This window comes from Microbacterium foliorum, from assembly GCF_006385575.1.
GTDB lineage: Bacteria > Actinomycetota > Actinomycetes > Actinomycetales > Microbacteriaceae > Microbacterium > Microbacterium foliorum_B.
The window spans coordinates 2,506,241-2,529,924 of sequence record NZ_CP041040.1; the positions used below are offsets into that span (position 1 = coordinate 2,506,241).

A 23,684-nucleotide genomic window follows, 5' to 3' on the forward strand; every position below is an offset into this window, starting at 1 on the left:
CATCCTCGCGGCGATCCGGCTGTCGGTGCGAACCTCTACGCTGAGACCATGACTGGTCTTCGTTGGGGAATCCTCGCGACCGGCGGCATCGCCGGCGCGTTCGCATCCGATCTGCGCACGGCGGGGCTCGATCTCGTCGCCGTCGGCTCGCGCTCGCAGGAGTCGGCCGACGCGTTCGCCGCCCGCTTCGACATCGCCCGGGCACACCCCTCGTACGAAGCGCTCGTCGCCGACCCCGAGGTCGACATCATCTACGTGTCCACCCCGCATCCCATGCACCACGAGAACGCCCGTCTCGCGCTCGAGGCCGGCAAGCACGTGCTCGTCGAGAAGGCGTTCACCCTCAACCGCAGCGAGGCCGAAGACCTGCAGCGCCTCGCCGCCGAACGGGGGCTGCTGGCGATGGAGGCCATGTGGACGCGGTATCTGCCGCACATGGTGCGCATCCGCGAGATCATCGCCGACGGCACGCTCGGCGAGATCCGCGCCGTCAGCGCCGACCACACCCAGCTCCTCCCCGACGACCCCACCCACCGCCTGAACGCTCTCGAGCTCGGCGGCGGTGCGCTGCTCGACCTCGGCATCTACCCCGTCTCGTTCGTGTGGGACGTCCTGGGCGCACCGACCACCATCCATTCCGTGGCCCGGCTCATCGAGACCGGAGCGGATGCCGAGGTCGCCACCGTCATGACCCACGACGGCGGCGCGATCTCGACCACCCTCTCGTCGTCGCGTGCCGCCGGCCCGAACGCCGCGAGCATCATCGGCACGAAGGCGCGCATCGACATCGATCGCGTCTGGTACACCCCGACGACGTTCCGTGTCGTGCTCCCCGACGGCACCGTCGTCGAGGAGTACGTGTCCGAAGTGGCAGGCCGAGGCATGCAGTACCAGGCCCATGCGGCCGAGCGCCTCGTGGCCGACGGCGTGCTCGAGGGCGACATCCTGCCGATCGCCGAGAGCGTCGCGATCATGGGCACGCTCGACGAGATCCGCGCCCAGATCGGGGTGCGCTACCCGCGTGAAGGAGTCAACAATGGCTGAGGCCAACGACGCCCGCGTCGCGGTCTACCTCGACTTCGACAACATCGTCATCTCCTGGTACGACCGTGTGCACGGACGCAACGCCTACGGCAAAGACCGTCAGCGCATCACCGAGAACCCGACCGACCCCGAGGTAATGGAGCGGCTCTCCCGCGCCATGATCGAGGTCGGTGCGATCATCGACTACGCCGCGTCCTTCGGCACGCTCGTGCTCACGCGTGCCTACGCCGACTGGTCGTCGCCGGTGAACGCCGTGTACCGCTCACAGCTCGTGGCCCGCGCCGTCGACCTGGTGCAGCTCTTCCCGGCAGCCGCCTATGCGAAGAACGGCGCTGACATCCGCCTCGCCGTCGACGCCGTCGAAGACATGTTCCGTCTGCCCGACCTCACGCACGTCGTGATCGTCGCCGGCGACAGCGACTACGTCCCCCTCGCGCAGCGCTGCAAGCGCCTGGGCCGCTACGTCATCGGCGTCGGCGTCGCGGGTTCGACGGCCAAGTCGCTCGCCGCCGCGTGCGACGAGTTCGAGGCATACGACTCGCTGCCCGGTGTGGTGCGTCCGAGCAAGACCGCTCCGGCGAACGTCGTCGCGGTGCCGGAAGTCACGGCTGAGCCCGCCGTCGAGCCCGCCGCAGAGCCCGCTGCGAAGGCGAAGTCCCGGCCGCCGGCCAAGACCGCCAAGGCCAAGGCACAGGCGGCCGCCGCCACGGCTGCCACCGCGGCTCCGGCCGCCGCTCCGGTCAAGGTCGACGAGCACGCCGAGGGCACAGAGCAGGGTGAGGCGACGGAGCTGCTGCATCGCGCGCTGCGCCTCGGGCACGACAAGGCCGACGCCGACGAGTGGCTGCACAGCTCGGCCGTGAAGACGCACATGCGTCGCATGGACCCGTCGTTCAGCGAGAAGGCCCTCGGCTACCGCTCGTTCTCGGACTTCCTCAAGTCGCGCGAGAGCATCGCAGAACTCGAGGAGACCGGGCACGAGCGTCTGGTGAAGCTGCGCGACTCTGCCTGACCCGCACAACTCGACCGGTCAGTCGCGAGACCGGTCCGGTCACTCCTCGAAGTCGTACTCCTGGAAGGCGGCGACCTCGGGCACCCAGCGCTCCGCCACGAACGCGGTGTGCGCCGGGTGCGCGTCGTAGGCGCGGTACGCCTCCCTGTCACGGAACATCATCGAGAACTGATGCTCCAGGTCGCTCTTCGGGCTGACCTGGCGACGGATCGTGAAGTCCTCGACCCCGGGGATCGACGTGAGCACGGCTCTGCCGGTGGCGAGGAACTCGCGCTCCTCGGGACTGCCCGCCTCGTGCACGAGGCGGAAGACGACGGTGTGCTGGATGGTCATGCGGTGTCTCCGGTCGTCTGGTTGCTGAAGGCGGCGTCGAAGGATGCGGTCGGCTTCGGCCACAGCAGCGACCGCACGTAGGCGAGCGCCTGCGGCGCCCCGTGCAGGCGGTCCATTCCCGCATCCTCCCACTCGATCGAGATGGGCCCGTCGTATCCGATCGCGTCGAGCGCCCGGAACGAGTCCTCCCAGGGCACATCGCCGTGACCGGTCGAGACGAAGTCCCACCCGCGTCGGGGATCCCCCCAGGGCAGGTGGGAGCCGAGCACTCCCGCACGCCCGTTGTGCGGCCGCATCCGGGTGTCCTTGCAGTCGACGTGATAGATCCGGTCGGCGAAGTCGACGATGAACCCGACGGGGTCGATGTTCTGCCACATCATGTGCGACGGGTCCCAGTTGAATCCGAACGCCTCGCGGTGGTCGATCGCGTCCAGAGCCCGCACCGACGACCAGTAGTCGTAGGCGATCTCGCCCGGATGCACCTCGTGCGCGAAGCGCACGCCCTCGCCGTCGAACACGTCGAGGATCGGGTTCCAGCGGGTCGCGAAGTCCTCGAAGCCGGCCTCGATGACGGATGCCGGCACCGGCGGGAACATCGCCAGATACGGCCAGATCGACGAGCCGGTGAACCCCACCACGGTGTCGACGCCGAGCTTGCGGGCCACTCGCGCCGCCCTCTTCATGTCGTCGGCCGCCCGTGCGCGCACGCCCTCGGCCTCCCCGTCTCCCCACACGTAGTCGCGCAGGATCGCCTGGTGACGGAAGTCGATGGGCGCATCGCACACCGCCTGCCCGGCGAGATGATTCGAGATCGCGAAGATCCGCAGTCCGTGCCGGTCGAGGATCTCGAGGCGCGAGGCGACGTACGCGTCGTCCTCGTCTGCCCGCCGCAGGTCGAGGTGATCGCCAGAGGCGGCGACCTCGAGGCCCTCGTACCCCCACCCGGCCGCGAGCCGCGCGACCTCGTCGAAGGGCAGATCGGCCCACTGGCCGGTGAACAGGGTGACCGGGTGCGTGGTCATGGACACTCCTTCGTATCGCTGGACGGCTCAGGCGCCGAGCACTCTCAGCGCCTGGATGCTGCGTGCGGCGAGGTCGTCCTGGCTCGCCGCGAGTGGTCGCCAGACGGATGCGGCGACGGCGATCGTCGCGTTCTCGCCGGTGAAGCTCTCGAGCCCGAGCGGCCCCCGATACCCCGCATCGTCGAGGGCGCGGAGGATCTCCGGCCAATCGGTGTGGTCGTCGCCGACCGCGCCCCGATCGCTGCCGCACACCTGCACGTGGGCGATCGCCGACCCCGCCGCGCGGATCGCCTCCGCCGGCTTCTTCTCCTCGATGTTCAGGTGGTAGGTGTCGAGCGCCAGCCCCACCCCGGCACCGAGCAGCGGTGCGAGTGCGTCGAGACTCTGCTCGACGGTGTTGAGCACGCTGGTCTCGTAGCGGTTGAGCGGCTCGACGGCGAGGATGACCCCGGCATCCGCGGCATCCGACGCCAGCGGTTCGAGGTTCTCGCGCAGCTCCCGCACCACCTGAGCGCGCTCGTCGGCCGTCATCCGCCAGGCCACGCCGGTGGGCGCGTAGAAAGGGCCGGCGACCACGGCCGAGCCGAGCGTCGTGGCCGCCGCGATGCACGACCGCAGGTAGTCCTGAGTCGCGGCGACGTCGCCTGCCTGGGCGAGCAGCGAGCGGCCCGGTCCCATGGCTCCGATGACGATCGCGCCGAGACCGAGGTCGTCGAGCACGTCACGGGTCCGCACCGGATCCCAGTCCCCGATGCTCTCGAGAGGCAGTTCGAGCGCCTGATACCCCATGCCCGCGGCCTTGCGCGCGAGCGGACCGAGCGTCGCATCGGTCAGCGGAGACGTCCACACCCACGTGTTGACGGCGATCGTGCGAGGCATCCTGCTCCTTCGGGGATGACGCGTGTGCTCCCACCCTCCCATCCGCGGGTGCGCGGACGGAAGGGCGGGAGCGTCACTGCTCGTTACGGGATCTGACGTTCCTGCCACACCGTCGGGTAACCGGGAAGGTTCTCTCCGCCGAACTTCGCGTAGTGCCCGTCCGGCATGCCCTCGTTGGCCGTGAGGTAGTCGTCGAGCTCACCCTCGGTGATCGGCTTCTGCGGCAGCACCCACTCCTTCGGCACCTCTTCGCCGGCGAAGATCATCTGCGCGGCGAGCAGCGGCGTCCGCCACTGGAAGTTCGAGTACACCGGTGCGAGCCCGGTGAGCCCCGTGTCCTTCCACTTGCGGAGGAAGCTCATCTCGTCTTCACCCGTCATCACCGGGTAGTCCGCGCCGGCGTCCTCGAACGCCTCGATCGCTGCGACAGCGCCGTCACCGGCATCCATCCAGATGCCCTGCACATCGCCCTTGGCGAGCTCGTCGCTGATGATGCTCTTGATCTCCGCCGGGTCCGCGCCTGTGAAGTAGTCCACAGCCTCGATGCCGGCCTCGTCGAAGAGCTTCTCCGCCGCGGCCCACCGGTGCTCGAGCACGTCGACGCCGGGGAGGATCCGCAGCGCGACGACCTTGTCGCCCTCTTCGAGGTTGTCGATGAGGAACTCGGCGGTGTCGATGCCCCACGCGAATCCGCCGATCGGGTGGATGAACGTGACCGGGCAGTCGGTGTCGACACCGCGGTCGAACACGATCACCGGCTTGCCGGTCTCGCACGCCCGCTCGACGGCCGGGGTCATCGCCGCGGTGCTGTTGGGCGAGATGAGGAAGACGTCGCAGCCGCCCTCGGAGATGAAGTAGTCGATGTCCGCGATCTGCGTGTCATCGGAGTCCTGCGCGTCGCGGGTCTCCATCTCGCTGATCGCGCCGGCCTCCTGCAGTGCCTTCAGCTGCTCGTTCATCGTGATCCAGCCGGTCTGCCGCCACGGGTTCGAGATCGAGGCGTTCGCGAAGCAGGCCTTCTTGGCCCCTTCGCTCGCGAACTCGGAGGTGTCGACCATCTCGGCGTTGATGTGCTGGAGGTACGGCTCGTCCGCCGGACCCTGGGGCTCGACACCGCGCTCCTCCATCTGCTTGTCGAAGAGCTCCTGGTCGAACCACTCCGTGGTCTCTGCCGATTCCTCCGGGTTCTCCGACTCCGCCGGCGCCACGGACGGGTCTGTCGTACACCCGGCGAGCGCGATGAGGCCGAAGAGAGCCACCCCTGCGGTGGCGATCTTCATTGATCGTCGCATTGCTAATCTCCTCTGGTTTCTGTGTGGATGGTGCTGGTTGTTGCGGGTTCTGCGGTCTCGAGGACCGGAGAAGTCTGTGGGCCGCGCTTGCGTCGTGCGCGGAAGGCGACCGCGGAGTACGCGACGGCGGCGATGATGATGACGCCCTGCACGGCGTCTCGCAGAGTCGACGGAACCCCGGCGATGTTCAGCAGCATGAAGAGGGCCTCGAGGGCGAAGGCACCGGCCGCCGCCGCGACGATCCAGCCCCGCCCGCCGCCCAGCACGACTCCGCCGAGGACGACCGCGGTGATCGCGACGAACTCGTAGCCGCGGCCGACCGAGGGGTGCACCCCGGCGTATCCGACGAGCAGCACGGCCGAGAGCGTCGCCGAGAGCGACGAGATCACGAACGCGCGGGTCGTGACCCAGGCGCTGCGCGCACCGGCGAAGTCGACCGCCGTGGCGTTGTCGCCCACCGCGATGAGCAGCTTGCCGAGCGGGCGCTTGGTGATCCAGATGCCGAGGGCGAGCCAGCCGATCAGGATGAACACCGCCCACGGGATGAACTCGAGCAGCGGCACATCGCGGATGCCGCCGCGGCCGATCTCGCGGAAGCTGTCTGCCGGGTTGCCTGTGGCCGCTCCGCCCGTCCACCACATGACGCCGCCGAGAAGCGCGAGCATCATGCCGAGCGTGACGATGAAGGACGGCACCTTGAGCAGCGTCGTGATGACGCCGTTGACGAGTCCGACGACCGCTCCGAAGACGATCATGAGCAGCAGCACCGGGATCGTGCGCGAGTCGTCCTGCCCGACGAGGTTGCCGGCGATGATCACCTGCGCCGTGATCAGCGAGCCCTGGGACAGGTCGAACTCGCCCGCGATGATGACGAAGTACTGGCCGATCGCGACGATCGCGATCGGGGCGACCCGCTGGATGAACCTCATGAACTGCCCGGGCTCGGCGAAGCTCGGATTGAGGATCATGACCGCCACGAGCAGGATCACCAGCAGCAGGAACACCGCGCCCCGGGGGCTCACGAGTGTACGCAGCGCGTTCATGCGCGTCCTCCTTCCGCGGTGGGGCTCGTATCGGCGAGTTCGGATGCTGCAGCCGCCATCTCGGACTCCGCCGCTTTGGCGGCATCGTCTCCCCCGGTCCGCGTGCCGCCTGCTCCGAAGCGCGGGCGACGACGGAGGATCGAGCGCCGACTGTAGACCGCGACGGCGGCGACGATCACGACGCCGCGGACGACGTCCTTCAGGAACGGGTTGACCTGCATGACGCTCATGACGTTGTCGACGACCGCGAGGATCGCGACGCCGCCGATCGCGCCCCAGATCGAGCCGCGTCCGCCCAGCAGCAGCGTGCCGCCGAGCACGACCGCGGCGATCGACAGCAGGGCGTAGCCGCCCTGCTGGCCGACGGTGGGGCTGCCGACACCCAGACGGCTGGCGAGCAGCAGACCGGCGAGCCCTGCGAACACCGAGCACAGCACGTGCGCGGCGATCAGCGGCGGCTTCGTGCGCACGCCCGACAGGCGTGCGATCTCGGGGTCGCCGCCGACCGCGTACAGGTGGGCGCCGGTGCGGGTGCGGTTCAGCAGGAACCAGACGAGCACCGCGAGCACGATCATGATGATGGTCGAGACGGGAACAGGCCCGACTCCGGTCGCGCCGATGAGCTGGAACTCCCAGGGCACACTGCCCGCCGAGCCCTCGAAGTTGGTGTTGAGGATGCCCTGCAGGATGAGGCCCACACCGAGGGTGGCGATGAAGCCGTTGACCTTCAGCACGGTGACGATCAGGCCGTTGACCAGGCCGATGGCGGCGCAGACGAGCAGGGTGACGGCGACGGCCGCCGGGACGTTCGCGGGGTTGCCGTTCATGATCGTCGCCGCCAGCAGGCTCGACAGACTCACGACATAGGTGACCGACAGATCGAGCGACGCGCCCAGCACCACGAGCGTCTGGCCGATCGCGACGAGACCGAGCACGCTCATGCCGGTGAGGATGTCGCGGATGTTGCCGGGGCTGAAGAAGTTGCGCCCCACGGTGCCGACGAGGATCGCGCCGACGATGAGGGTCAGGATCAGGATGCCGAGCACGATGACCGTCGAGTCGATCCGGAGCCGCTTCATCGTGCACCTCCGTCGGTGGTCGCGCCTGTGGCCGCGCCGAGGATCTCATGCTCGGCCGACCCTGCAGGCAGCTCGGAGACGAGCTCGCCGTCGTGCATCACGAGGATCCGATCGCTCATGCCGATCACCTCGGGCAGCTCGCTCGACACCATCAGCACCGCCTTGCCCTGAGCCGCCAGCTCGCGCATGAGCTGATACACGGCGTACTTCGCCCCGACATCGATGCCGCGGGTCGGCTCGTCGAAGAGCACGATCTGGGGCTGGGTGAGCAGCCACTTGGCGAGCACGACCTTCTGCTGGTTGCCGCCGGAGAGGAACCGCACCTCCTGGTCGAGACCCCGCGAGCTGATCTCCAGTGAGCTGAGCACTCCCGGCACCTCGCGTCGTGACGGGGCGGTCCGGCCGGCGAAGACGCTGCGGATCACGAGCAGGGTGTTGTCGAGCACCGACTGCCCCAGCGCGAGGCCCTGGGCCTTGCGATCCTCCGAGACGAGCGCGAGTCCTGCCCGGACCGCCATCCTGGCGCTCGTGATGCGCGTCGGAGAGCCGTCGACCCGCATCGACCCCCGCACGAACGGATCGATCCCGAAGATCCCCTCGACCAGCTCGGTGCGCCCGGATCCCTGGAGTCCTGCGATGCCGACGATCTCCCCGGCGCGCAGGGTGAGCGACACTCCGTCGACGAAGGCGTTGCCGCAGCCGTCGAGCTCGAGACGCGGCTCGCCCACGACTGTGCCTGCCACGGCATCCGGGTAGTACGACTGGATCGAGCGGCCGACCATGCGACGGACGAGCTCGTCGGTCGTCAGCGCGCCCTTCTCATCGGTCGACACGAGAGCGCCGTCCTTGAGGATCGTGATGCGGTCGCACAGGTCGAAGATCTCCTTGAGCCGGTGCGAGACGTAGATGACCGCCACCCCGCGAGACGTGAGCCGACGGATGATGGCGTAGAGCAGCTCGACCTCGCGGTCGCTGAGAGCGGCGGTCGGCTCGTCCATCGAGATGACCTGCGCCTCGAACGACAGCGCCTTGACGATCTCGACGATCTGCTGCTCGGCGACGGTCAGCGACCCGACCCGCGCCTGAGGGTCGATGAACGAGACGCCGAGGTCGGCGAGCAGTTCTCCGGTGCGACGGATCATCGCCTTCTGATCCACGAACCCGACTCGGCGGGGCTCGCGTCCGAGGTAGACGTTCTGCGCGACCGTGCGCTCCGGCAGCAGCGTGAACTCCTGGAAGACGGTCACGATGCCGTCATCCATCGCCTGTCGGGGGTGCGCATGTCGCACCTCTGCGCCGCGGTACCGCACCATGCCCTCGTCAGCGGGCTGCACCCCGGCGATGATCTTCATGAGCGTCGACTTGCCGGCGCCGTTCTCGCCGACGAGGCCGTGCACCTCGCCCGGACGCACGTCGAAGTCGATGCCCTTCAGCACCTCGACGCCGAAGAACGACTTGCGGATGCCCGACACCTCCAGCACCGGCTGGGTGATCGTCGCGGTCATGCCGCCACCTCCGTCCATCGTCCGTGGGCGGCGGCAGAGGCGAGGACCGCCTCGGTCAGCACGGCCGAGCGGAATCCGTCCTCGAACGTCGGCAGCCCGTCGGGAGTCGCACCGGCGATCGCCGCGTATGCATCGGCGATGAAGCCGTTGAAGGCGTCCTGGTAGCCCATCGCGTGCCCCGACGGCACCCGCTGCAGACGGGCCGAGTCGGGCGCGGCCGTGGCGGGGTCGCGAAGCAGCAGCCGGGACTCGTCGCGCATGCCGATCCACAGCTCCTCCGGCCGCTCCTGTTCGAAGCGGAGTGTCTGCCTGGAGCCGTGCAGCTCGAGCGTCAGGGCGTTCTTGCGACCCGCCGCCATCTGCGAGATGAGCAGCGTACCGAGGGCGCCGGACTCCGTCTCGACGAGGATCGCGACGATGTCCTCGGTGTCGACCGCCTGGCCCGCCCGCTCGGCGAACACCCTGCGGGTGCGAGCGCTCAGGGAGCGGATGCGCTGACCGATCACGAATTCGATGAGGTCGCACAGATGCGACCCGATGTCGGCGAATGCCCGTGACGACCCGCCGGATGCCGAGCGCACCCGCCAGTCGTCGTCGGTGTCGCGCAGCATCCAGTCCTGCAGATACGAGCAGTCGAGGGTGAGGAGCTCGCCGATGTCTCCCCGCGCGACGCGCGCACGCGCCTCCCGCACCATCGGGTGGTAGCGGTAGACGAAGGGGACCGCGCCGACTCTCCCTCGCGACGCCGCTGTCTCGGCGAGCCTGCGGGCGTCTGCGGCGTTCGTGGCCAGGGGCTTCTCGCAGATGACGTGCTTGCCCGACTCGAGCGCTCGGAGCGCCAGCTCGGCGTGGGTGGCGTTGGGGGTGCAGATGTGCACGACATCGATGTCGTCGGCGTCGAGCAGAGCGGCGGCGTCGATCTCGGCACGCACGGCACCGAGTTCGTCTGCGGCCTGGCGTCCGCCCGAGGCGGAGCGGGTGGCGACGGCGCGGAGCTCGCCGCCCGCGTCTCTGGCCGCGGTGCGATGCACGCGGGCCATGAATCCTCCGCCGAGGATGCCGGCTCGGATCGTTCCGAGACCGGTGTCAGTGACATCCGTTGTCATGCCGGCGAGTCTGACACAGGCTCTCCGACTTTTGCTAGAGCTTTGTCAAAAGTTCTTTGTAACGAATCGGAAGTCGATCGAGAGCTGTGTCAAGTCTGTGGTTTACTGACGCAATGGTCGACGCACTCCGCACCGCCGCGGCAGCGAACCCCGGCGCAGGCGAGATCTTCCAGATCCTCCGCGACGGCACCGCTCGCACCAAGGCCGAGCTCGCAGCCATCACCGGCCTCGCCCGTTCCACCGTGGCACTGCGCGTCGACGCCCTGCTCGCCGCCGACCTCCTCCGCCCCGCGGGCGAGGCCGTCTCGACCGGCGGGCGTCCGCCGGCGCGATTGGCCTTCAACTCCCGCGCCGGGGTCGTGCTCGCCGTCGACCTCGGCGCCACGCATGCCACGATCGCCGTCGCGGATCTCGCCGGCGTGATCCTCGATTCGCGCACCCGCACGATCGACATCGCCGACGGGCCCGAGAGTCTGCTCGACGTGATCCTCGCCGACGGGGCCACGCTGCTCGAGACCCCGACCGCCGGGGGCGTCCCGCTGCTCGGCATCGGGATCGGCGTCCCCGGACCGGTCGAGCACTCGACGGGTCGTCCGACCAACCCGCCGATCATGCCGGGCTGGGACCGCTTCGACGTCCCGGGCTATGTGCAGCGCACGTTCGACGTGCCCGTGCTGGTCGACAACGACGTGAACATCCTCGCCCTCGGCGAGCACGCGACGACGTGGCCGCACGTCGACGACCTGATCTTCGTCAAGGTCTCGACCGGCATCGGAGCCGGCATCATCGCCGGCGGGCAGCTGCAGCGGGGCGCGCAGGGCTCAGCAGGCGACATGGGGCACGTTCAGGTGCCGAGCGGCGCCGGGTCGACGAGGGAGCCAGGCGACGAGCGAGACCTGGAGGCACTCGCGAGCGGGTCGGCACTGGCGACGGCGCTGCGCGACGCTGGGCACGAGGCGCACAGCCCCGCGGACGTGATCGACCTGGTGCGATCGGGCAACGCCGCAGCCATAGAGGCGACGCGGCAGGCAGGACGCGATGTGGGCGAGGTCCTGGCGACGGTGGTGAACCTTCTCAATCCGTCGATCATCGTGCTCGGCGGAAGCATCGCCCGGGCCGGCGAGCACCTGCTCGCCGGGGTGCGCGAGGTCGTCTACCGCAGGTCCATCCCCCTGGCGACACAGCATCTCGCCATCGTGCAGTCGCAGGCGGGCGACAGGGCCGCCGTGCTCGGGGCCGCGATCATGGTCGCCCGCGAGGTGCTCTCACCCGCGAACGTCGACCGCTATGTGGCGACGAAGGCGCGCTGACCGCACCCTCGTCGCCACATCGGCGGTTCTCAGAGCGTCGCCTCGAACGGGTCGAAGTCGGCCTCGAGCGAGCCGACCTCGTCGATCGTGCTCGCGACCTGCACGAAGCTGCGCGACTCGGCAGCCTCCTCGATCGACAGCAGCGTGTCGAGCACGTGGTAGCCGAACTCCCCCGTGGCGACATGCGGCCGACCGGCGGCGATAGATCGAGCCATGTCGAGCAGACCGACACCGCGGCCCGAGAGCACGCCCTCCTGCACGACGTCGACGACCTCCTGCGTCATGGGCGCCGGCGGGACGAAAGCCTGCGTCAGCGGCCGGGTGATCGTGATCTCGCCTCCGAAGGTGTTGGGGTCGGGGATCACGATCGTCCCCTCCGTGCCGGTGATCTCGACGATGCCCGTGCGCAGCAGCGGCGAGTCGGTGCTGTAGAGGCTCTGCGCCTGTCCGCCCTGCTCGAAGTCCATCAGCACGCTCAGCGTCGACGGGATCTCGACGGGGAACTCGTGACCTGCGAGCTCGCCGACCTGCACGGTGCGGGTCGGGCTGCCCTGAAGACCGAGCGCGGCGACGGCGGCGACCGGGCCGAACACGTGCACGAGAGCCGAGACGTAGTACGGCCCCATGTCGAGCAGCGGACCCGCGCCCTTGGCGTACAGGAACGCGGGGTTCGGGTGGAAGATCTCCGGCCCCTGCCACTGGAACGTGGTCTGGGCGAACAGCGGACGACCGATGTCCCCCCGGGCGATCGCGCGCTTCGCCGTCTGCACGCCCGGCCCGAGGACGGTGTCGGGTGCGACGCCGACGCGCAGCCCCGCAGCATCCGCCTTCTGCAGCAGGCGGAGCGATTCGTCGCGGCTGACGCCGATCGGCTTCTCGGTCCACACGTGCTTGCCGGCGGCGAGGATCGCCTCGGACACCTCGACGTGCACCGCGGGGATCGTGAGATTCACCACGATGTCGATCTCGGGGTCGTTCAGCACGAGCTCGACGCCGCCCGCCCGCGGGACGCCGTACTTCTCGGCCTGCGCCTTCGCGCGCTCCTCGAGCAGGTCGCCGATCGCGATCACCCGCACGTCGGGGAAGGTCGTCAGGTTCGACAGGTACTGGTCGCTGATGTTGCCCGCGCCGATGATGCCGACGCCGACGGGACCGTTGCCGATCGCCATCAGCCGGCCACCTTCTCGTCGAGGTAGACGCGGCTGCGCTCGATCGCGTCCCAGAGGTCGCCCTCGAAGTGGTCGAACTCCACGATCGCGAGCTCGAGCGCCGGTGCCGCGGCGATGGCCTCGACCAGCGGAACCTCGCCCTCTCCGGCCGCGACCTGGTCGGCGGGCGGGTAAGCGCTCAGCAGCGCGGGGTCGAGCGTGCCGTCCTTGGCGTGCACCGCGATGACCCGGTCGCCCAGGCGCTGCAGCAGCGCGACAGGGTCGACGCCGCCGCGGGCGACCCAGTACAGGTCGACCTCGAGCACGACGCGCTCGTCGAGCAGGCCTGCGAGCACTTCGAGTCCCGTCACGCCGTCGAAGACGGCCTCGAGCTCGTGGGCGTGGTTGTGATAGCCGACGCGCACGTCGACGGTGGCACCCACGGCGGCCGCCTCGTTGAGAAGACGTGCGGTCTCTTCGATCTGCTCGACCGTCTCCCAGCGCGCGGGCTCGGTGTACGGGTCGATGACCGTGTCCATGCCCAGCACCTTCGCCGCGGCGAAGACCTCGGCGGGCGACGGCACGGGGAGCGTGGTTCCGCTGCCGTCGGGGTTCACGAACGACTCGGAGGCGAGGAATGCGTGACCGGAGGGCGCGGTGAGACCGGCGACGGACAGCGCGTCGGCGAGCGGCTGGGCACGGCGCACGAAGTCGTAGGGCTCGACGGCCGTGAAGCCTCTGGCGGCGACCTCTTTCAGCGAGCCTTCGAGGTCGGTCTCGAGCTGATCCTTGATCGTGAACAGCTGGATGGAAGTCTGAATCGCCACGGGGTCTCCTTCGGTCGTCGGTGACGTGCGGGCTGTCTTCGCCCGTCTGTCCGAGCACGCTATCACCAAATACCTCCGCGCGGAAGTTTTCATATCGCTACACTCTCACCATGACCGACGATCAGGATCGCCCGCGCCAGCGCGGTGCGTATGCGAAGGGCATCGCCCGGCGTCAGGAGATCCTCGACCGCGCGATCGAGGTCTTCGCCGCGCGCGGGGCCGACCGCACGAGCCTGCGCTCCATCGCGAGCGCCGTCGGCGTCACGCACTCAGCCCTCACGCACTACTTCGGGTCGCTGGAAGAGCTGCTCGTCGCGGTCTACCAGGAGAGCACGGCGCCTGAGCGTCAGCACCCCGACGCGTTCCAGCCGGACGCGACCCCCGTCGAGCGGATGATCGAGTCCGCGCGCACCAACCGCGAGGTCCCCGGTCTCGTGCAGCTGTATTCGATGCTGGTCGCCGCCGCTCTCGAAGAAGGTCACCCCGCCGCCCGCGAGTTCGCGACGACCCGCTTCGCGCGGCTGCGCGCGGACATGGCCGAGGTCGTGCGGGAGCAGCAGGCGACCGGACGCATGCGCGAGGACGTGGATGCCGAGGCCGTCGCCGCCCTGGTCGTCGCCGCCTCCGACGGCCTGCAGACGCAGTGGCTGCTCGACGACACCGCCCCGCAGCACGAGGCGCTCGCGCTGCTCGACCGACTGCTGCGGCCGACCTCTCGCTAGGGTGAAGGGGTGACAGCACCAGGCACTGATCGACGGTCGCCCTACGAGCGCGCGCTCGGCGAGCGCATCTCGGAACTCCACCCGAAGACAGCCTGGTACTTCCGCACGATCCCCGAAGGTCACGTCGGCGTCGGCACCGGGGTCTTCACGACCGCGGGGTCTCGTCATCGCTGGCTGTGGCCCGTGTTCCGCATCGCGGAGTCCCTCGGAGTCGCGTTCGCCGGGTGGGAGCGCGACGTGCCGTTCCGCATCGAGAACCGCACGGTCGACGGCGAAGCGCTGGCCGTCAGGCACTTCGACCTCCCCGGGCGCACGTGGGTCATGCCCGACATCGTCTCTCTCGGCGAGAACCGCATCCTGCGCAACGAGATCGGCCCGCATCGCACCGTCGTCACGACCTTCGACATCGACGTGCGCGATGGCGCCGTCGTGCTGACGATCCGCCGCGTCGGGATGCGTTTCGGGCGGCTGCGCATCGCCGCACCGCGTTTCCTGCGTCCGCGCATCGGTCTCGTCGAGCGCTGGGATGAGCAGCGCGAGCGGCATCACGTGAACATGACCATCGATGCCCCTCTGCTCGGTCGGGTCTACGAGTACACCGGCTTCTTCGAGTACGCGATCGAGAGCGAGACCCCGTGACAGACCCGACGTCCCGCTCGGCAGGCCCCGTCGTGATCGGCGGCTCGACCGGGTTCATGGGGCAGTACCTGATCCCGCGCCTGCGGTCGGCGGGCCGTGAGGTCATCACGATCTCGCGTTCGGGCGCCGACATCTCCTGGGGCGACCAGGCGGCGATCGATCGCGCCGTCGACGGCGCATCGCTCGTGATCGGCCTGGCGGGCAAGAGCGTGAACTGCCGCTACACACCCGAGAATCGCGCAGCGATCTTCCGCTCGCGCCTCGACACCACCGCGTCGCTGAGCTCCGCCATCTCGAGAGCCGCGAGTCCTCCCCCGCTGTGGATCAACTCGTCGACGGCGACGATCTACCGCCATGCGGAAGAGCGACCCATGACCGAGTCGTCGGGCGAGATCGGCACAGGATTCTCCGTCGAGGTCGCGAAGGCGTGGGAGCGCGCCCTGTTCGCGGACGATCTGCCGCACACGCGCCGGGTGGCCCTGCGCAGCGCGATCGTGCTGGGCCACGGCGGCGTGCTCGGCCCGCTGAAGCGACTGGCCCGGCTCGGGCTCGGTGGGGCACAGTACGACGGTCGGTGGCCGATCAGTCGTGCCCGCCGGGCCGCCGGCACCGTGCACCATCCCGGAGCACGCCGCGGGCGGCAGCGGTTCAGCTGGGTGCACGTCGAGGACATCGCCCGCATCATCGACTTCCTCGAGGTGACGCCGACCCTCGATGGGCCGGTGAACGCGGCCTCCCCGAACCCGACGGACAACGCCGACTTCATGGCGACCGTGCGGCGGCTGCTCGGTGCGCGCATCGGCCCGCCGATGCCGCGGTGGATGCTCGAGCTCGGCGCCATCGGCATCCGCACCGAGACCGAGCTGATCCTCAAGAGCCGATGGGTCATCCCCGAGAAGCTCACGGTCGCCGGATTCGAGTTCGCGTACGCGCACCTCGAAGACGCTCTGCGGGAGTCGTTCGACCTCGAGCGCGTCGACTAGCGAGGAGCGTCAGCGGCGCCGCTCGACGAGTCCCCCTCCTCGCGCCTGCGCTTCTCGATCTCCTGACGCAGCCGCCACTCCTCGATCTCACGATCGAGATCGGCGATCTGCTGCTCGGTGCTGCGGGCGTCGACCGGCGGCGCCGTGCGAGGTTCTGGCTGGCGCGCCGCGGGTCGAGCGGCCGTCCGCGTGCGGGGGATCCGAGGGATCCGAAGACCCGCCTCGGAGTACTCCCTGCCGATCGCGAACCACAGCAGACTGCCGATCAGCGGCAGCAGGATCACGATGATGACCCATGCCATCTTCGGCAGGTACCTCACCTGCGCGTCATCTTTCCTGATGATGTCCACCATCGCGGCGACCATCAGCGCGATAACGAGGAGCGAGAACAGGAACGGCATGTGTTCAGGGTAGACGACGCGCGCGTCTCCCGTCGGGGCTACGGCAGCAGGTGCCCGGCCGCGCGGAAGAGCTCGTACCATTCGGCCCTGGTGAGCTCGATATCGGCACCCGCAGCAGCATCCTGCACCCGCTGCGGAGTCGTGGTTCCGAGCACGACCTGCATCTTGGCGGGGTGACGCGTGATCCATGCGGTCGCGATCGCGATCGGCGCGACTCCGTACGACGCCGCCAGTCGATCGATCACACCGTTGAGCTCCGCGTACTCGGGGTTGCCGAGGAAGACACCTGTGAAGAAGCCGCCCTGGAACGGCGACCAGGCCTGGATCGCGATGCCGTTGATACGGCAGTACTCGACGATGCCGCCACCGTCGCGGACGACGCTCTGGTCTTCTCCGGCCATGTTCGCCGCGACGGGCTGCGCGAGGATCGGCGCGTGTGTGATCGAGAGCTGCAGCTGATTGGCCACCAGTGGCTGCGTGACCGCGGTACGGAGCAGATCGATCTGCCGAGGGGTGTGGTTCGAGACACCGAAAGCGCGCACCTTGCCTGCGGCCTCGAGCTCGTCGAACGCCCTGGCGACCTCTTCGGGTTCGACCAGCGCGTCCGGACGGTGCAGCAGCAGCACGTCGATGTGGTCGGTGCGCAGCGCCGCGAGGGACCCCTCGACCTGACGGACGATGTGCTCGTACGAGAAGTCGAACGCACCCTCAGCGGGGTGGATGCCGCACTTGGTCTGCAGCACGATCTCGTCGCGCTCGACGGCGCTCAGTCCCAGTGCCTCGGCGAAGCGACGCTCGCAGAAGTGCATGCTCCCGCCGTAGATGTCGGCGTGGTCGAAGAAGTCGATGCCCGCGCTGCGGGCCGTGTCGTAGAGTTCGCGGATCTGAGCGTCATCCTTGTCGTCGATGCGCATCATTCCGGCGACGACGGCGGGGGCGGTGGCGGATCCGAACGGGATGGTCTTCATACCCCCACGCTAGTGCGGGCGAGGGGTGAGCTGCGCGACGGCGATGTCGAGCGCCTGCGCGATCTCGGCCAGGTCGGTGACGGTGAAGTCGGCCTCGCCTGCGAGTCTCTCACGCAGCTCGGCGCCGGTGATCCCCAGCTGCCGGGAGAGCCATTGAGCGCTGCGACCCGCGCGCAGCAGTTCCTGTTCGACCGCGGTCGCCACCACATGTCGTACATCTGTCGTCATTCATCGACAGTATCGCCGCACACGTGGAGCAGCAAGCGTTCCGCGCACCAGTATGACGGCATCCTGGCTTCATCGCGGTGCTATCGTGACTCACGTGAAGACACCGGGCGAGCAGTTCAACGCGGCGGTCGGCCGCCAGCTCCGTGCCGAGATCGGCGCTGCAGGCAGCAGCATCGCCGCGATGGCGCGGGAGATCGGCATCGCGAGGAGCGCACTCGACAACTACGTGACGGGCAAGCGGTCGATCCCGGTTCCCATCGTGTACGCGGTCAGCGCGTCCGTCGGCCTCGCACCCCACATCATGATCGCCCGCGCGGAGGAGCGGTTCCGCTCCGAGGTCGAGCGTGGCGGCGCCACGATCACCCCGCTCCACCCCCGCACCGATGTCAGTGGTCGACGCGAAGATCGATCCGAAGTCGCGTTCGAGTCTCCCCTCGCACACGCCGACGACACCGACGACCTGTACGACTGACGCCCCTGCGATGAGGAGGATGATGGAAGCCCTCCTCCGCCTGCTCGAAGAGAACGGGCTGCACCTGGTCGAACGCCGGGGTCGCAGCCACGGCGGCTACGAACCCCACACGGCGACCATCCGCGTCGCCCCTGGCCTCAGCCGCAGAGCGACCTGCAGCGTGATCGCGCACGAGCTGGCGCACGCCGTGCTCGGTCACGTCCCCACCGCAGATCCGTCGATCCGAGCGCGACAGGAGCGACGCGCCGACGAATGGGCTGCGCGCCTGCTGATCAGCGCCGACGCCTATGCCGAAGCCGAGAGGGTGCGCGGCACCCATCCGGCCAGCCTCGCGTTCGAGTTGGGAGTGACCATCGAGATCGTGACCGCCTACCAGCGACTGCTCCGCCGCGTCGGCGACGCCACGTACGTCAGCGCGACGATGGGCCGAGGCCAATGGGAGCACCGCACACTGACCGCGTGATCCGGCGCTGGGGTGTGGCGCTGATTGAATGGATCCATGACCTTCCGCACCACCCCGGCCCCGATCACGCTCACCGGTCGCCTCGTCGAGCTCTGCCCGTTGGAGACCTCGCATCACGACGGCCTCCTCGATGCGCTGAGCGAAGGCGATCTGTGGAAGCAGGCCTGGTACACCTCGGTGCCCTCTCCCGAGGGTCTCGCCGCCGAGATCGACCGTCGCATCGGCCTGATCGAGAGCGGCGGCATGATCCCCTTCACGGCGTTCGACGCCTCGGGCCGCATCCTCGGTCTCACCTCGTACTACGACCTCGAAGCAGAGGTCCCGCGGCTGCACATCGGCTACACGTGGAACCGCCCGTCGGCGCACGGAACCGGCACCAACGCCGAATCGAAGCTGCTGCTGCTCCGGCACGCGTTCGAAGAACTCGGGGTCTTCAGAGTCGGCTTGACCACGCAGTGGGTCAACTTCCAGTCGCGCGCCGCGATCGAACGCCTCGGCGCGAAGCAGGACGGCGTCATGCGCGCGATCAGCCGATACCGCAACGGCGCGCTGCGCGACAGCGTCGAGTTCTCGATCATCGAGCCGGAATGGCCGGCGGTGAAGGCCAACCTCGAGGCGAGGCTGGCCAGAAGGCGCTGACTATTCGGTGGCGTTGCCCGACCAGTTGTCCTTGCGACGAGTGGCCGAACCGCCCGCACGCATCATGAATGCGATCGACAGGCTGGTGACGAGGAGTCCGCCGATGAAGACGATCGCCTGGAAGTCTTCGAGCGACTGCGCGAGCCCCATGAGCCAGATGCCTCCGAGGAAGAGGATCATGAAGAAGATGAAGCTGAGGATCACGGGATCTCCTAGTCGTAGCGGCCGTCATCCAGGATACCGTCTAGCGCAGACGACCCAGCGACGGAACCCCCTGGGCGTGCGCTCCGGACGGTGATTTCGTGAAGTCATGAGCACACGACTGACCGCCCTCGCCATCTCCTGCACGCTGAAGCCCTCCCCCGCCGAATCGAGCTCCGACCTTCTCGGTTCGCAGATCCTCTCATCGCTCGCCGAGCACGGAGTCACGGGCGAACTCGTTCGCGCCGTCGATCACGTCATCAGTCCAGGGGTCGAGGCAGACATGGGCGGCGACGACGAGTGGCCGGCTCTGCGGGGCAAGGTGCTCGCCGCCGACATCCTCGTGTTTCTGACGCCCACCTGGATGGGCCAGCACTCGAGCGTCGCGCAGCGGGTTCTCGAACGCCTCGACGCCGAGCTGAGCGAGACGGACGACGCAGGACGACCGACGCTCTTCGACAAGGTCGCGATCGCCGGCATCGTCGGCAACGAGGACGGCGCACACCACATCGCCGCGATCCTGTTCCAGTCACTGAACGACGTCGGGTACTCCGTGCCCGCTCAGGCGTCGATCTACTGGAACGGGGAGGCGATGCAGACCGTCGACTACAAGGATCTCGACGAGACCCCCGAGAAGGTCGCACAGGCGACCGCGACCGCGGCGCGCAATGCGGCGCACCTGGCACGCCTGCTCAAGACGGACGGCTACCCGGCCGAGTAGCTCAGGACTTCGAGGTGCTCCCGTCGGCGATCTTCGCCTGCACGTAGTCGTCGATCACGAGCTCCCCGGTCGCGTTGAGGGCGTGCATGATCTCTTCGATCCGCAGCTTCTGGATGACCTGGGGCTCAGCTGAGCTGAAGAGGAACTGCAGGGGGATCGCCGGGTGGATCCATACCGTGACACGCCCAGGATCGCCGCCCTCGGGAGGAAGCCAGGTCATCATGAAGCTCTCCTGGCGACGCAGCTTCGTTCCGACGATGACCTTCAGATGAGCCAGCGTCTCGTCATCGATGAGGATCGGCTCCGATGTGCCGTCATATCGCAGTCTTCCCATGAAGGAAACCGTACCCCGGGGCGCGCGCCATCGTGTACACGCGTGCGCGATCAGGGGCGCCGGAACGTCACGACCTCATCACGGCGCGAGCGTTCGACGCTCAACCCCGCGAGTTCGAGCCGTCGGAAGACCCGGCGCGGCAGCGCGGGCAACTCGCCGGTGCGACCAGGTGGCGGCGCGGCGAGCCCGGCGATCAGCGAGAGGTCGACGCCCGCGCCCCGCACCTCGATGCGGGCGTAGTCCGAGCGGGTTCGCCAGACGAGGTGCTGCAGCTGGCGGAAGGGGATGCGGTGCATCGCCGTCCCCGCGCGGATGCGCAGCTCGTCGTTGCCGAACGCGACACTGCACGAGAGCGTCCGACGGCGCAGCGCCCCTCTGAGCAGCAGATAGACCGGCAGGCCGACGGCGGCACCCATCAGGATGATCACGAGACGGGCGCCGAGGCGCATCACGGTGTCGTCGAACGCGATGAGCAGCGCCGTTGCTGCGACGCCGACGACCAGGACCACCCCGACGATGACGAGAGTCAGCGTGCGCATCCGCAGATCGAGGGCCGAGAACTCCACGCCGGAGCCGTCGCCGCCGTTCTCACGCTCCCACTCGGGCGCAGTGGGAGGCGGTCGCTTCTTCGCATCACGATGCCCGATGAGATCCGTGAGACGCGACAGGAGGCCCAGCCAGATCCACCCGGCGGCAGGGCCGGCGGCGATCTGGAGCACCACGACGATCGCGCGGATCGGTTCGGGCAGGCCGGCCAGCAGGACGCCGTCGGATCGAATCACGACGACCATCACCGCTGTCAGGCACACCCCGACACCGAGATGCACCGCGACACCGGCGCGCACTGGGCGCATCTCCATCGTCGCGTTGACGAACGAGAACGCGACGCTCCAGCCGCCGACCAGCATGAGCAGGAACGGGAAGAAGCTCAGGTCGTCGCCCGCGACGGTCCACACCATCGCGGCGACCAGGAGCAGCAGTCCCCATGCGAACGGAGCACGCACGAACCTGCGACCGATCTCGCGCCTCAGTCGCCTCTCCGAGGTCGTCTCGGGCACGGTGTCGGTCATCGCAGCAATCCTAGGACGAGACCCGACGTCATCGCGGGCGCATCGGGTCGCGTGCGGCAGTACCGTGGTTCCATGACCGCTCCCGTTGATCCGACACACACTCCCGCCTGGTCCGAGCTCGCCGCGCTGCGCGAGTCGATCACCGCCGATCTGCGAGGCTGGTTCGCCGCCGATGCAGGCCGCGCCGAGCGCCTCACCTTCCCACTCGCCGATCTGCACGTAGACCTGTCGAAGAACCTCATCACCGAGGAGGTGCTGGCGGCGCTGCTGCGCCTCGCCGAGCAGACGAGTGTCGCCGATCGATACGCGGCGATGCTCGAGGGCAGTCACCTCAACACCTCCGAAGACCGGGCCGTGCTGCACACCGCGCTGCGGCGGCCCGCAGGGTCCTCCCCCGCGCTCGTCGTCGACGGGCAGGACGTGGATGCCGATGTGCAGGCCGTGCTCGAGGCGCTCAGCGCGTTCGCCACCCGGGTCCGCTCCGGCGAGTGGCTCGGCATCACCGGCAAGCGCGTCACCCACGTCGTCAACATCGGCATCGGCGGCTCAGACCTCGGACCGGTCATGGTCTACGAGGCACTCAAGCCCTATGCGGACGCCGGCATCGAGGCGCGGTTCGTGTCGAACATCGATCCGACCGACCTCGCGCAGAAGACCGCGGACCTCGACCCCGAGACGACCCTCTTCATCGTCGCCTCGAAGACCTTCACCACCCTCGAGACGCTCACGAACGCGCGTCTGGCGCGCGATTGGCTGTGGGCCGGGCTCCTGGCCTCCGGCGCAATCTCCGACGACGACGACGCCCGCACAGACGCCGTCGCACACCACTTCGTGGCGGTGTCCACCGCGCTCGACAAGGTCGCCGCGTTCGGCATCGATCCGGCCAACGCCTTCGGGTTCTGGGACTGGGTCGGCGGTCGCTACTCGGTCGATTCCGCGATCGGGCTGTCGCTCGCGATCGCGTTGGGTCCAGACGCGTTCCGCGAGCTCCTGGCCGGGTTCCACGCCGTCGACGAGCATGTGCGCACCACCCCGCTCGAGCGCAACGTCCCCGTGCTGATGGGTCTGCTCAACGTCTGGTACGTCAACTTCCACGGGGCGCAGTCGCATGCGGTGCTGCCCTACGCACAGCAGCTGAGCCGGTTCCCGGCCTACCTGCAGCAGCTGACGATGGAGTCCAACGGCAAGTCCGTACGGTGGGACGGCACACCCGTCACCACCGACACCGGTGAGGTGTTCTGGGGAGAGCCCGGCACCAACGGCCAGCACGCGTTCTACCAGCTCATCCACCAGGGCACTCGGCTGATCCCGGCGGACTTCATCGCCTTCGTGAACCCGGCCTACCCGCTGACCGACGGCGGGCAGGACGTGCACGAGCTGTTCCTGGCGAACTTCCTCGCCCAGACCAAGGCCCTGGCCTTCGGCAAGACCGCCGCAGAGGTCGAGGCCGAGGGAACCACGGGTGCGCTCGTCGCCGCACGCACGTTCGCCGGCAATCGTCCGACCACCTCGATCTTCGCGCCCGCACTCACGCCGCAGGTGCTCGGCCAGCTCATCGCGCTCTACGAGCACATCACGTTCACCCAGGGCACGATCTGGGGCATCAACTCGTTCGACCAGTGGGGCGTCGAGCTCGGCAAGCAGCTCGCGATGCAGATCGCCCCGGCGATTGGCGGCGACGAGTCGGCGATCGCGGCTCAGGATGCATCGACGAAGGCGCTGCTCGCGTACTACCGCGCGAATCGGAAGTAGGTGAAGACCGAGACGCCGATGCCGTCGATCTCACCCCGCGATCCATCGGTCCGTGCGCGTCGACGACGCCTGCTCGTCGGCGCCGTACTGGTGGTCGGGGCGGGTCTCGTCACGCACATCGCCGGCACCGGCCCGATAGCGGACTTCGCCGGCGACGCCCTCTACGCGGTGATGATCTACCTCGTCATCGCCATCGCGGTCCCGCGCGCCGCCTTCTGGCTCGTCGGAGCGACCGTGCTGGTTCTGTGCACGCTGATCGAATGCTTCCAGCTCACCGGTCTGCCGGCGCTGTGGGCTCAGACCTTCTGGCCTGTTCGACTCGTCCTGGGGGTCGGCTTCGACGCGCGCGATCTCGTCGCGTACGCGGTGGGCGCCGGCGCCGCGACCTTCGTCGACGTCGCCCTCAGCCACCGTCGCCAGACACGCATCTGACAGAAACAGAGAGCCCCCCGTGCTTCGCTCGGGGGGCTCTCGTCTGTCTGTGGACCTAA

At 68.8% G+C, this 23,684-nt stretch carries 28 protein-coding genes; 12 read left to right on the plus strand and 16 right to left on the minus strand.

Annotation, left to right across the window (positions count from 1 at the left end):
- Positions 1–48 precede the first annotated feature (48 nt).
- Positions 49–1,044, plus strand: coding sequence for a Gfo/Idh/MocA family protein (locus tag FIV50_RS12040; protein ID WP_140037637.1), 996 nt, complete (start codon positions 49–51; stop codon positions 1,042–1,044).
- The gene (locus tag FIV50_RS12045; RefSeq protein ID WP_140037638.1) at positions 1,037–2,056 is read left to right on the plus strand and encodes an NYN domain-containing protein; all 1,020 of its coding nucleotides are present in this window, start codon (positions 1,037–1,039) and stop codon (positions 2,054–2,056) included. Before FIV50_RS12040 ends, FIV50_RS12045 begins: the two co-directional genes overlap by 8 nt.
- Positions 2,057–2,095: 39 nt before the next feature.
- On the opposite strand, the gene FIV50_RS12050 is transcribed toward FIV50_RS12045, so the two are convergent.
- The 8 genes from FIV50_RS12050 to FIV50_RS12085 all read right to left on the minus strand — a co-directional run bounded on the left by FIV50_RS12050 (position 2,096) and on the right by FIV50_RS12085 (position 10,315).
- Positions 2,096–2,389, minus strand: a complete 294-nt coding sequence (locus FIV50_RS12050; protein WP_140037639.1) for a Dabb family protein — start codon at positions 2,387–2,389, stop codon at positions 2,096–2,098.
- Complete coding sequence (locus tag FIV50_RS12055; RefSeq protein WP_140037640.1) at positions 2,386–3,411, minus strand: sugar phosphate isomerase/epimerase family protein; 1,026 nt, start codon at positions 3,409–3,411, stop codon at positions 2,386–2,388. Before FIV50_RS12055 ends, FIV50_RS12050 begins: the two co-directional genes overlap by 4 nt.
- A gap of 27 nt (positions 3,412–3,438) precedes the next feature.
- Positions 3,439–4,290: a sugar phosphate isomerase/epimerase family protein gene (locus FIV50_RS12060; protein ID WP_140037641.1), complete on the minus strand. Its 852-nt coding sequence runs from the start codon at positions 4,288–4,290 to the stop codon at positions 3,439–3,441.
- 83 nt (positions 4,291–4,373) lie between these two features.
- A complete protein-coding gene (locus tag FIV50_RS12065; protein WP_375137377.1) occupies positions 4,374–5,570 on the minus strand; it encodes a substrate-binding domain-containing protein in 1,197 nt (398 codons plus the stop codon).
- A gap of 14 nt (positions 5,571–5,584) precedes the next feature.
- On the minus strand, positions 5,585–6,625 hold the full coding sequence (locus tag FIV50_RS12070; protein WP_140037643.1) for an ABC transporter permease: 1,041 nt from the start codon (positions 6,623–6,625) through the stop codon (positions 5,585–5,587).
- Complete coding sequence (locus FIV50_RS12075; RefSeq protein ID WP_140037644.1) at positions 6,622–7,704, minus strand: ABC transporter permease; 1,083 nt, start codon at positions 7,702–7,704, stop codon at positions 6,622–6,624. Before FIV50_RS12075 ends, FIV50_RS12070 begins: the two co-directional genes overlap by 4 nt.
- On the minus strand, positions 7,701–9,209 hold the full coding sequence (locus FIV50_RS12080) for a sugar ABC transporter ATP-binding protein (RefSeq protein ID WP_140037645.1): 1,509 nt from the start codon (positions 9,207–9,209) through the stop codon (positions 7,701–7,703). Before FIV50_RS12080 ends, FIV50_RS12075 begins: the two co-directional genes overlap by 4 nt.
- Positions 9,206–10,315 (minus strand): Gfo/Idh/MocA family protein, encoded by a 1,110-nt coding sequence (locus tag FIV50_RS12085; protein ID WP_140037646.1) that lies wholly within the window; start codon positions 10,313–10,315, stop codon positions 9,206–9,208. Before FIV50_RS12085 ends, FIV50_RS12080 begins: the two co-directional genes overlap by 4 nt.
- A gap of 113 nt (positions 10,316–10,428) precedes the next feature.
- On the opposite strand from FIV50_RS12085, the gene FIV50_RS12090 reads away from it, so the two are divergent.
- Positions 10,429–11,625: an ROK family transcriptional regulator gene (locus FIV50_RS12090; protein WP_140037647.1), complete on the plus strand. Its 1,197-nt coding sequence runs from the start codon at positions 10,429–10,431 to the stop codon at positions 11,623–11,625.
- Between the two features lie 29 nt (positions 11,626–11,654).
- Here the strand turns inward: FIV50_RS12090 and FIV50_RS12095 are convergent, their stop codons facing one another.
- Both FIV50_RS12095 and FIV50_RS12100 read right to left on the minus strand, forming a co-directional pair.
- Positions 11,655–12,794 carry a Gfo/Idh/MocA family protein gene (locus FIV50_RS12095; RefSeq protein WP_140037648.1) on the minus strand — a complete coding sequence of 380 codons (1,140 nt, stop codon included), beginning with the start codon at positions 12,792–12,794 and terminating at the stop codon, positions 11,655–11,657.
- Positions 12,794–13,600: a sugar phosphate isomerase/epimerase family protein gene (locus FIV50_RS12100; protein ID WP_140037649.1), complete on the minus strand. Its 807-nt coding sequence runs from the start codon at positions 13,598–13,600 to the stop codon at positions 12,794–12,796. Before FIV50_RS12100 ends, FIV50_RS12095 begins: the two co-directional genes overlap by 1 nt.
- A gap of 110 nt (positions 13,601–13,710) precedes the next feature.
- Between FIV50_RS12100 and FIV50_RS12105 the strand changes: the two genes are divergently transcribed.
- The 3 genes from FIV50_RS12105 to FIV50_RS12115 are packed head-to-tail and all read left to right on the plus strand — an operon-like array spanning position 13,711 to position 15,944.
- Positions 13,711–14,322: a TetR/AcrR family transcriptional regulator gene (locus FIV50_RS12105; RefSeq protein WP_140037650.1), complete on the plus strand. Its 612-nt coding sequence runs from the start codon at positions 13,711–13,713 to the stop codon at positions 14,320–14,322.
- Between the two features lie 9 nt (positions 14,323–14,331).
- Positions 14,332–14,961, plus strand: coding sequence for a DUF4166 domain-containing protein (locus FIV50_RS12110; protein WP_140037651.1), 630 nt, complete (start codon positions 14,332–14,334; stop codon positions 14,959–14,961).
- On the plus strand, positions 14,958–15,944 hold the full coding sequence (locus tag FIV50_RS12115; RefSeq protein ID WP_258184243.1) for an epimerase: 987 nt from the start codon (positions 14,958–14,960) through the stop codon (positions 15,942–15,944). The genes FIV50_RS12110 and FIV50_RS12115 overlap by 4 nt, the downstream gene beginning before the upstream one ends.
- On the opposite strand, the gene FIV50_RS12120 is transcribed toward FIV50_RS12115, so the two are convergent.
- Genes FIV50_RS12120 through FIV50_RS12130 form a run of 3 tightly spaced genes read right to left on the minus strand, consistent with a single transcriptional unit; the run spans position 15,941 to position 17,541 of the window.
- Positions 15,941–16,345 (minus strand): PLD nuclease N-terminal domain-containing protein, encoded by a 405-nt coding sequence (locus tag FIV50_RS12120; RefSeq protein WP_140037652.1) that lies wholly within the window; start codon positions 16,343–16,345, stop codon positions 15,941–15,943. The genes FIV50_RS12115 and FIV50_RS12120 overlap by 4 nt on opposite strands.
- 38 nt (positions 16,346–16,383) lie before the next feature.
- Complete coding sequence (locus FIV50_RS12125) at positions 16,384–17,313, minus strand: aldo/keto reductase (RefSeq protein ID WP_140037653.1); 930 nt, start codon at positions 17,311–17,313, stop codon at positions 16,384–16,386.
- Between the two features lie 9 nt (positions 17,314–17,322).
- Positions 17,323–17,541, minus strand: a complete 219-nt coding sequence (locus FIV50_RS12130) for a hypothetical protein (protein WP_140037654.1) — start codon at positions 17,539–17,541, stop codon at positions 17,323–17,325.
- A 94-nt stretch (positions 17,542–17,635) separates the two neighbouring features.
- Between FIV50_RS12130 and FIV50_RS12135 the strand changes: the two genes are divergently transcribed.
- From FIV50_RS12135 to FIV50_RS12145, 3 genes are read left to right on the plus strand one after another with little or no spacing between them, the layout of a single operon-like run.
- Positions 17,636–18,013, plus strand: coding sequence for a helix-turn-helix domain-containing protein (locus FIV50_RS12135; protein WP_258184244.1), 378 nt, complete (start codon positions 17,636–17,638; stop codon positions 18,011–18,013).
- Positions 18,014–18,035: 22 nt separating this feature from the next.
- Complete coding sequence (locus FIV50_RS12140; RefSeq protein WP_140037655.1) at positions 18,036–18,476, plus strand: ImmA/IrrE family metallo-endopeptidase; 441 nt, start codon at positions 18,036–18,038, stop codon at positions 18,474–18,476.
- 36 nt (positions 18,477–18,512) lie between these two features.
- Positions 18,513–19,115 carry a GNAT family N-acetyltransferase gene (locus tag FIV50_RS12145; protein WP_140037656.1) on the plus strand — a complete coding sequence of 201 codons (603 nt, stop codon included), beginning with the start codon at positions 18,513–18,515 and terminating at the stop codon, positions 19,113–19,115.
- Here the strand turns inward: FIV50_RS12145 and FIV50_RS12150 are convergent, their stop codons facing one another.
- The gene (locus tag FIV50_RS12150; RefSeq protein ID WP_140037657.1) at positions 19,116–19,319 is read right to left on the minus strand and encodes a hypothetical protein; all 204 of its coding nucleotides are present in this window, start codon (positions 19,317–19,319) and stop codon (positions 19,116–19,118) included.
- A 106-nt stretch (positions 19,320–19,425) separates the two neighbouring features.
- Here FIV50_RS12150 and FIV50_RS12155 point away from each other — a divergent pair, with 106 nt between their 5' ends.
- Positions 19,426–20,037, plus strand: a complete 612-nt coding sequence (locus FIV50_RS12155; protein ID WP_140037658.1) for a flavodoxin family protein — start codon at positions 19,426–19,428, stop codon at positions 20,035–20,037.
- 1 nt (position 20,038) lies between these two features.
- Here the strand turns inward: FIV50_RS12155 and FIV50_RS12160 are convergent, their stop codons facing one another.
- Entirely contained in the window at positions 20,039–20,371 is a 333-nt protein-coding gene (locus FIV50_RS12160; RefSeq protein ID WP_140037659.1) for a DUF7882 family protein, read from the minus strand.
- Positions 20,372–20,421: 50 nt separating this feature from the next.
- Positions 20,422–21,441 (minus strand): hypothetical protein, encoded by a 1,020-nt coding sequence (locus tag FIV50_RS12165; RefSeq protein ID WP_140037660.1) that lies wholly within the window; start codon positions 21,439–21,441, stop codon positions 20,422–20,424.
- Between the two features lie 72 nt (positions 21,442–21,513).
- Between FIV50_RS12165 and pgi the strand changes: the two genes are divergently transcribed.
- Together pgi and FIV50_RS12175 are read left to right on the plus strand one after the other, a co-directional pair.
- A complete protein-coding gene (gene pgi, locus FIV50_RS12170; RefSeq protein WP_140037661.1) occupies positions 21,514–23,193 on the plus strand; it encodes a glucose-6-phosphate isomerase in 1,680 nt (559 codons plus the stop codon).
- Positions 23,194–23,625, plus strand: coding sequence for a ribosomal maturation YjgA family protein (locus FIV50_RS12175; protein ID WP_140037662.1), 432 nt, complete (start codon positions 23,194–23,196; stop codon positions 23,623–23,625).
- The last annotated feature ends 59 nt before the right edge of the window (positions 23,626–23,684 follow it).

Bases quoted from the DNA above. Each gene is read 5' to 3' on its own strand.
- FIV50_RS12070 (WP_140037643.1), bottom strand. From the start codon at position 6,625: ATGAACGCGCTGCGTACACTCGTGAGCCCCCGGGGCGCGGTGTTCCTG.
- FIV50_RS12040 (WP_140037637.1), top strand. From the start codon at position 49: ATGACTGGTCTTCGTTGGGGAATCCTCGCGACCGGCGGCATCGCCGGC.
- FIV50_RS12165 (WP_140037660.1), bottom strand. From the start codon at position 21,441: ATGACCGACACCGTGCCCGAGACGACCTCGGAGAGGCGACTGAGGCGC.
- FIV50_RS12080 (WP_140037645.1), bottom strand. From the start codon at position 9,209: ATGACCGCGACGATCACCCAGCCGGTGCTGGAGGTGTCGGGCATCCGC.
- FIV50_RS12090 (WP_140037647.1), top strand. From the start codon at position 10,429: ATGGTCGACGCACTCCGCACCGCCGCGGCAGCGAACCCCGGCGCAGGC.
- FIV50_RS12050 (WP_140037639.1), bottom strand. From the start codon at position 2,389: ATGACCATCCAGCACACCGTCGTCTTCCGCCTCGTGCACGAGGCGGGC.
- FIV50_RS12105 (WP_140037650.1), top strand. From the start codon at position 13,711: ATGACCGACGATCAGGATCGCCCGCGCCAGCGCGGTGCGTATGCGAAG.
- FIV50_RS12055 (WP_140037640.1), bottom strand. From the start codon at position 3,411: ATGACCACGCACCCGGTCACCCTGTTCACCGGCCAGTGGGCCGATCTG.
- FIV50_RS12075 (WP_140037644.1), bottom strand. From the start codon at position 7,704: ATGAAGCGGCTCCGGATCGACTCGACGGTCATCGTGCTCGGCATCCTG.
- FIV50_RS12045 (WP_140037638.1), top strand. From the start codon at position 1,037: ATGGCTGAGGCCAACGACGCCCGCGTCGCGGTCTACCTCGACTTCGAC.
- FIV50_RS12120 (WP_140037652.1), bottom strand. From the start codon at position 16,345: ATGCCGTTCCTGTTCTCGCTCCTCGTTATCGCGCTGATGGTCGCCGCG.
- FIV50_RS12085 (WP_140037646.1), bottom strand. From the start codon at position 10,315: ATGACAACGGATGTCACTGACACCGGTCTCGGAACGATCCGAGCCGGC.
- FIV50_RS12155 (WP_140037658.1), top strand. From the start codon at position 19,426: ATGAGCACACGACTGACCGCCCTCGCCATCTCCTGCACGCTGAAGCCC.
- FIV50_RS12065 (WP_375137377.1), bottom strand. From the start codon at position 5,570: ATGAAGATCGCCACCGCAGGGGTGGCTCTCTTCGGCCTCATCGCGCTC.
- FIV50_RS12140 (WP_140037655.1), top strand. From the start codon at position 18,036: ATGGAAGCCCTCCTCCGCCTGCTCGAAGAGAACGGGCTGCACCTGGTC.
- FIV50_RS12095 (WP_140037648.1), bottom strand. From the start codon at position 12,794: ATGGCGATCGGCAACGGTCCCGTCGGCGTCGGCATCATCGGCGCGGGC.
- pgi (WP_140037661.1), top strand. From the start codon at position 21,514: ATGACCGCTCCCGTTGATCCGACACACACTCCCGCCTGGTCCGAGCTC.
- FIV50_RS12145 (WP_140037656.1), top strand. From the start codon at position 18,513: ATGACCTTCCGCACCACCCCGGCCCCGATCACGCTCACCGGTCGCCTC.
- FIV50_RS12130 (WP_140037654.1), bottom strand. From the start codon at position 17,541: ATGACGACAGATGTACGACATGTGGTGGCGACCGCGGTCGAACAGGAA.
- FIV50_RS12060 (WP_140037641.1), bottom strand. From the start codon at position 4,290: ATGCCTCGCACGATCGCCGTCAACACGTGGGTGTGGACGTCTCCGCTG.
- FIV50_RS12160 (WP_140037659.1), bottom strand. From the start codon at position 20,371: ATGGGAAGACTGCGATATGACGGCACATCGGAGCCGATCCTCATCGAT.
- FIV50_RS12125 (WP_140037653.1), bottom strand. From the start codon at position 17,313: ATGAAGACCATCCCGTTCGGATCCGCCACCGCCCCCGCCGTCGTCGCC.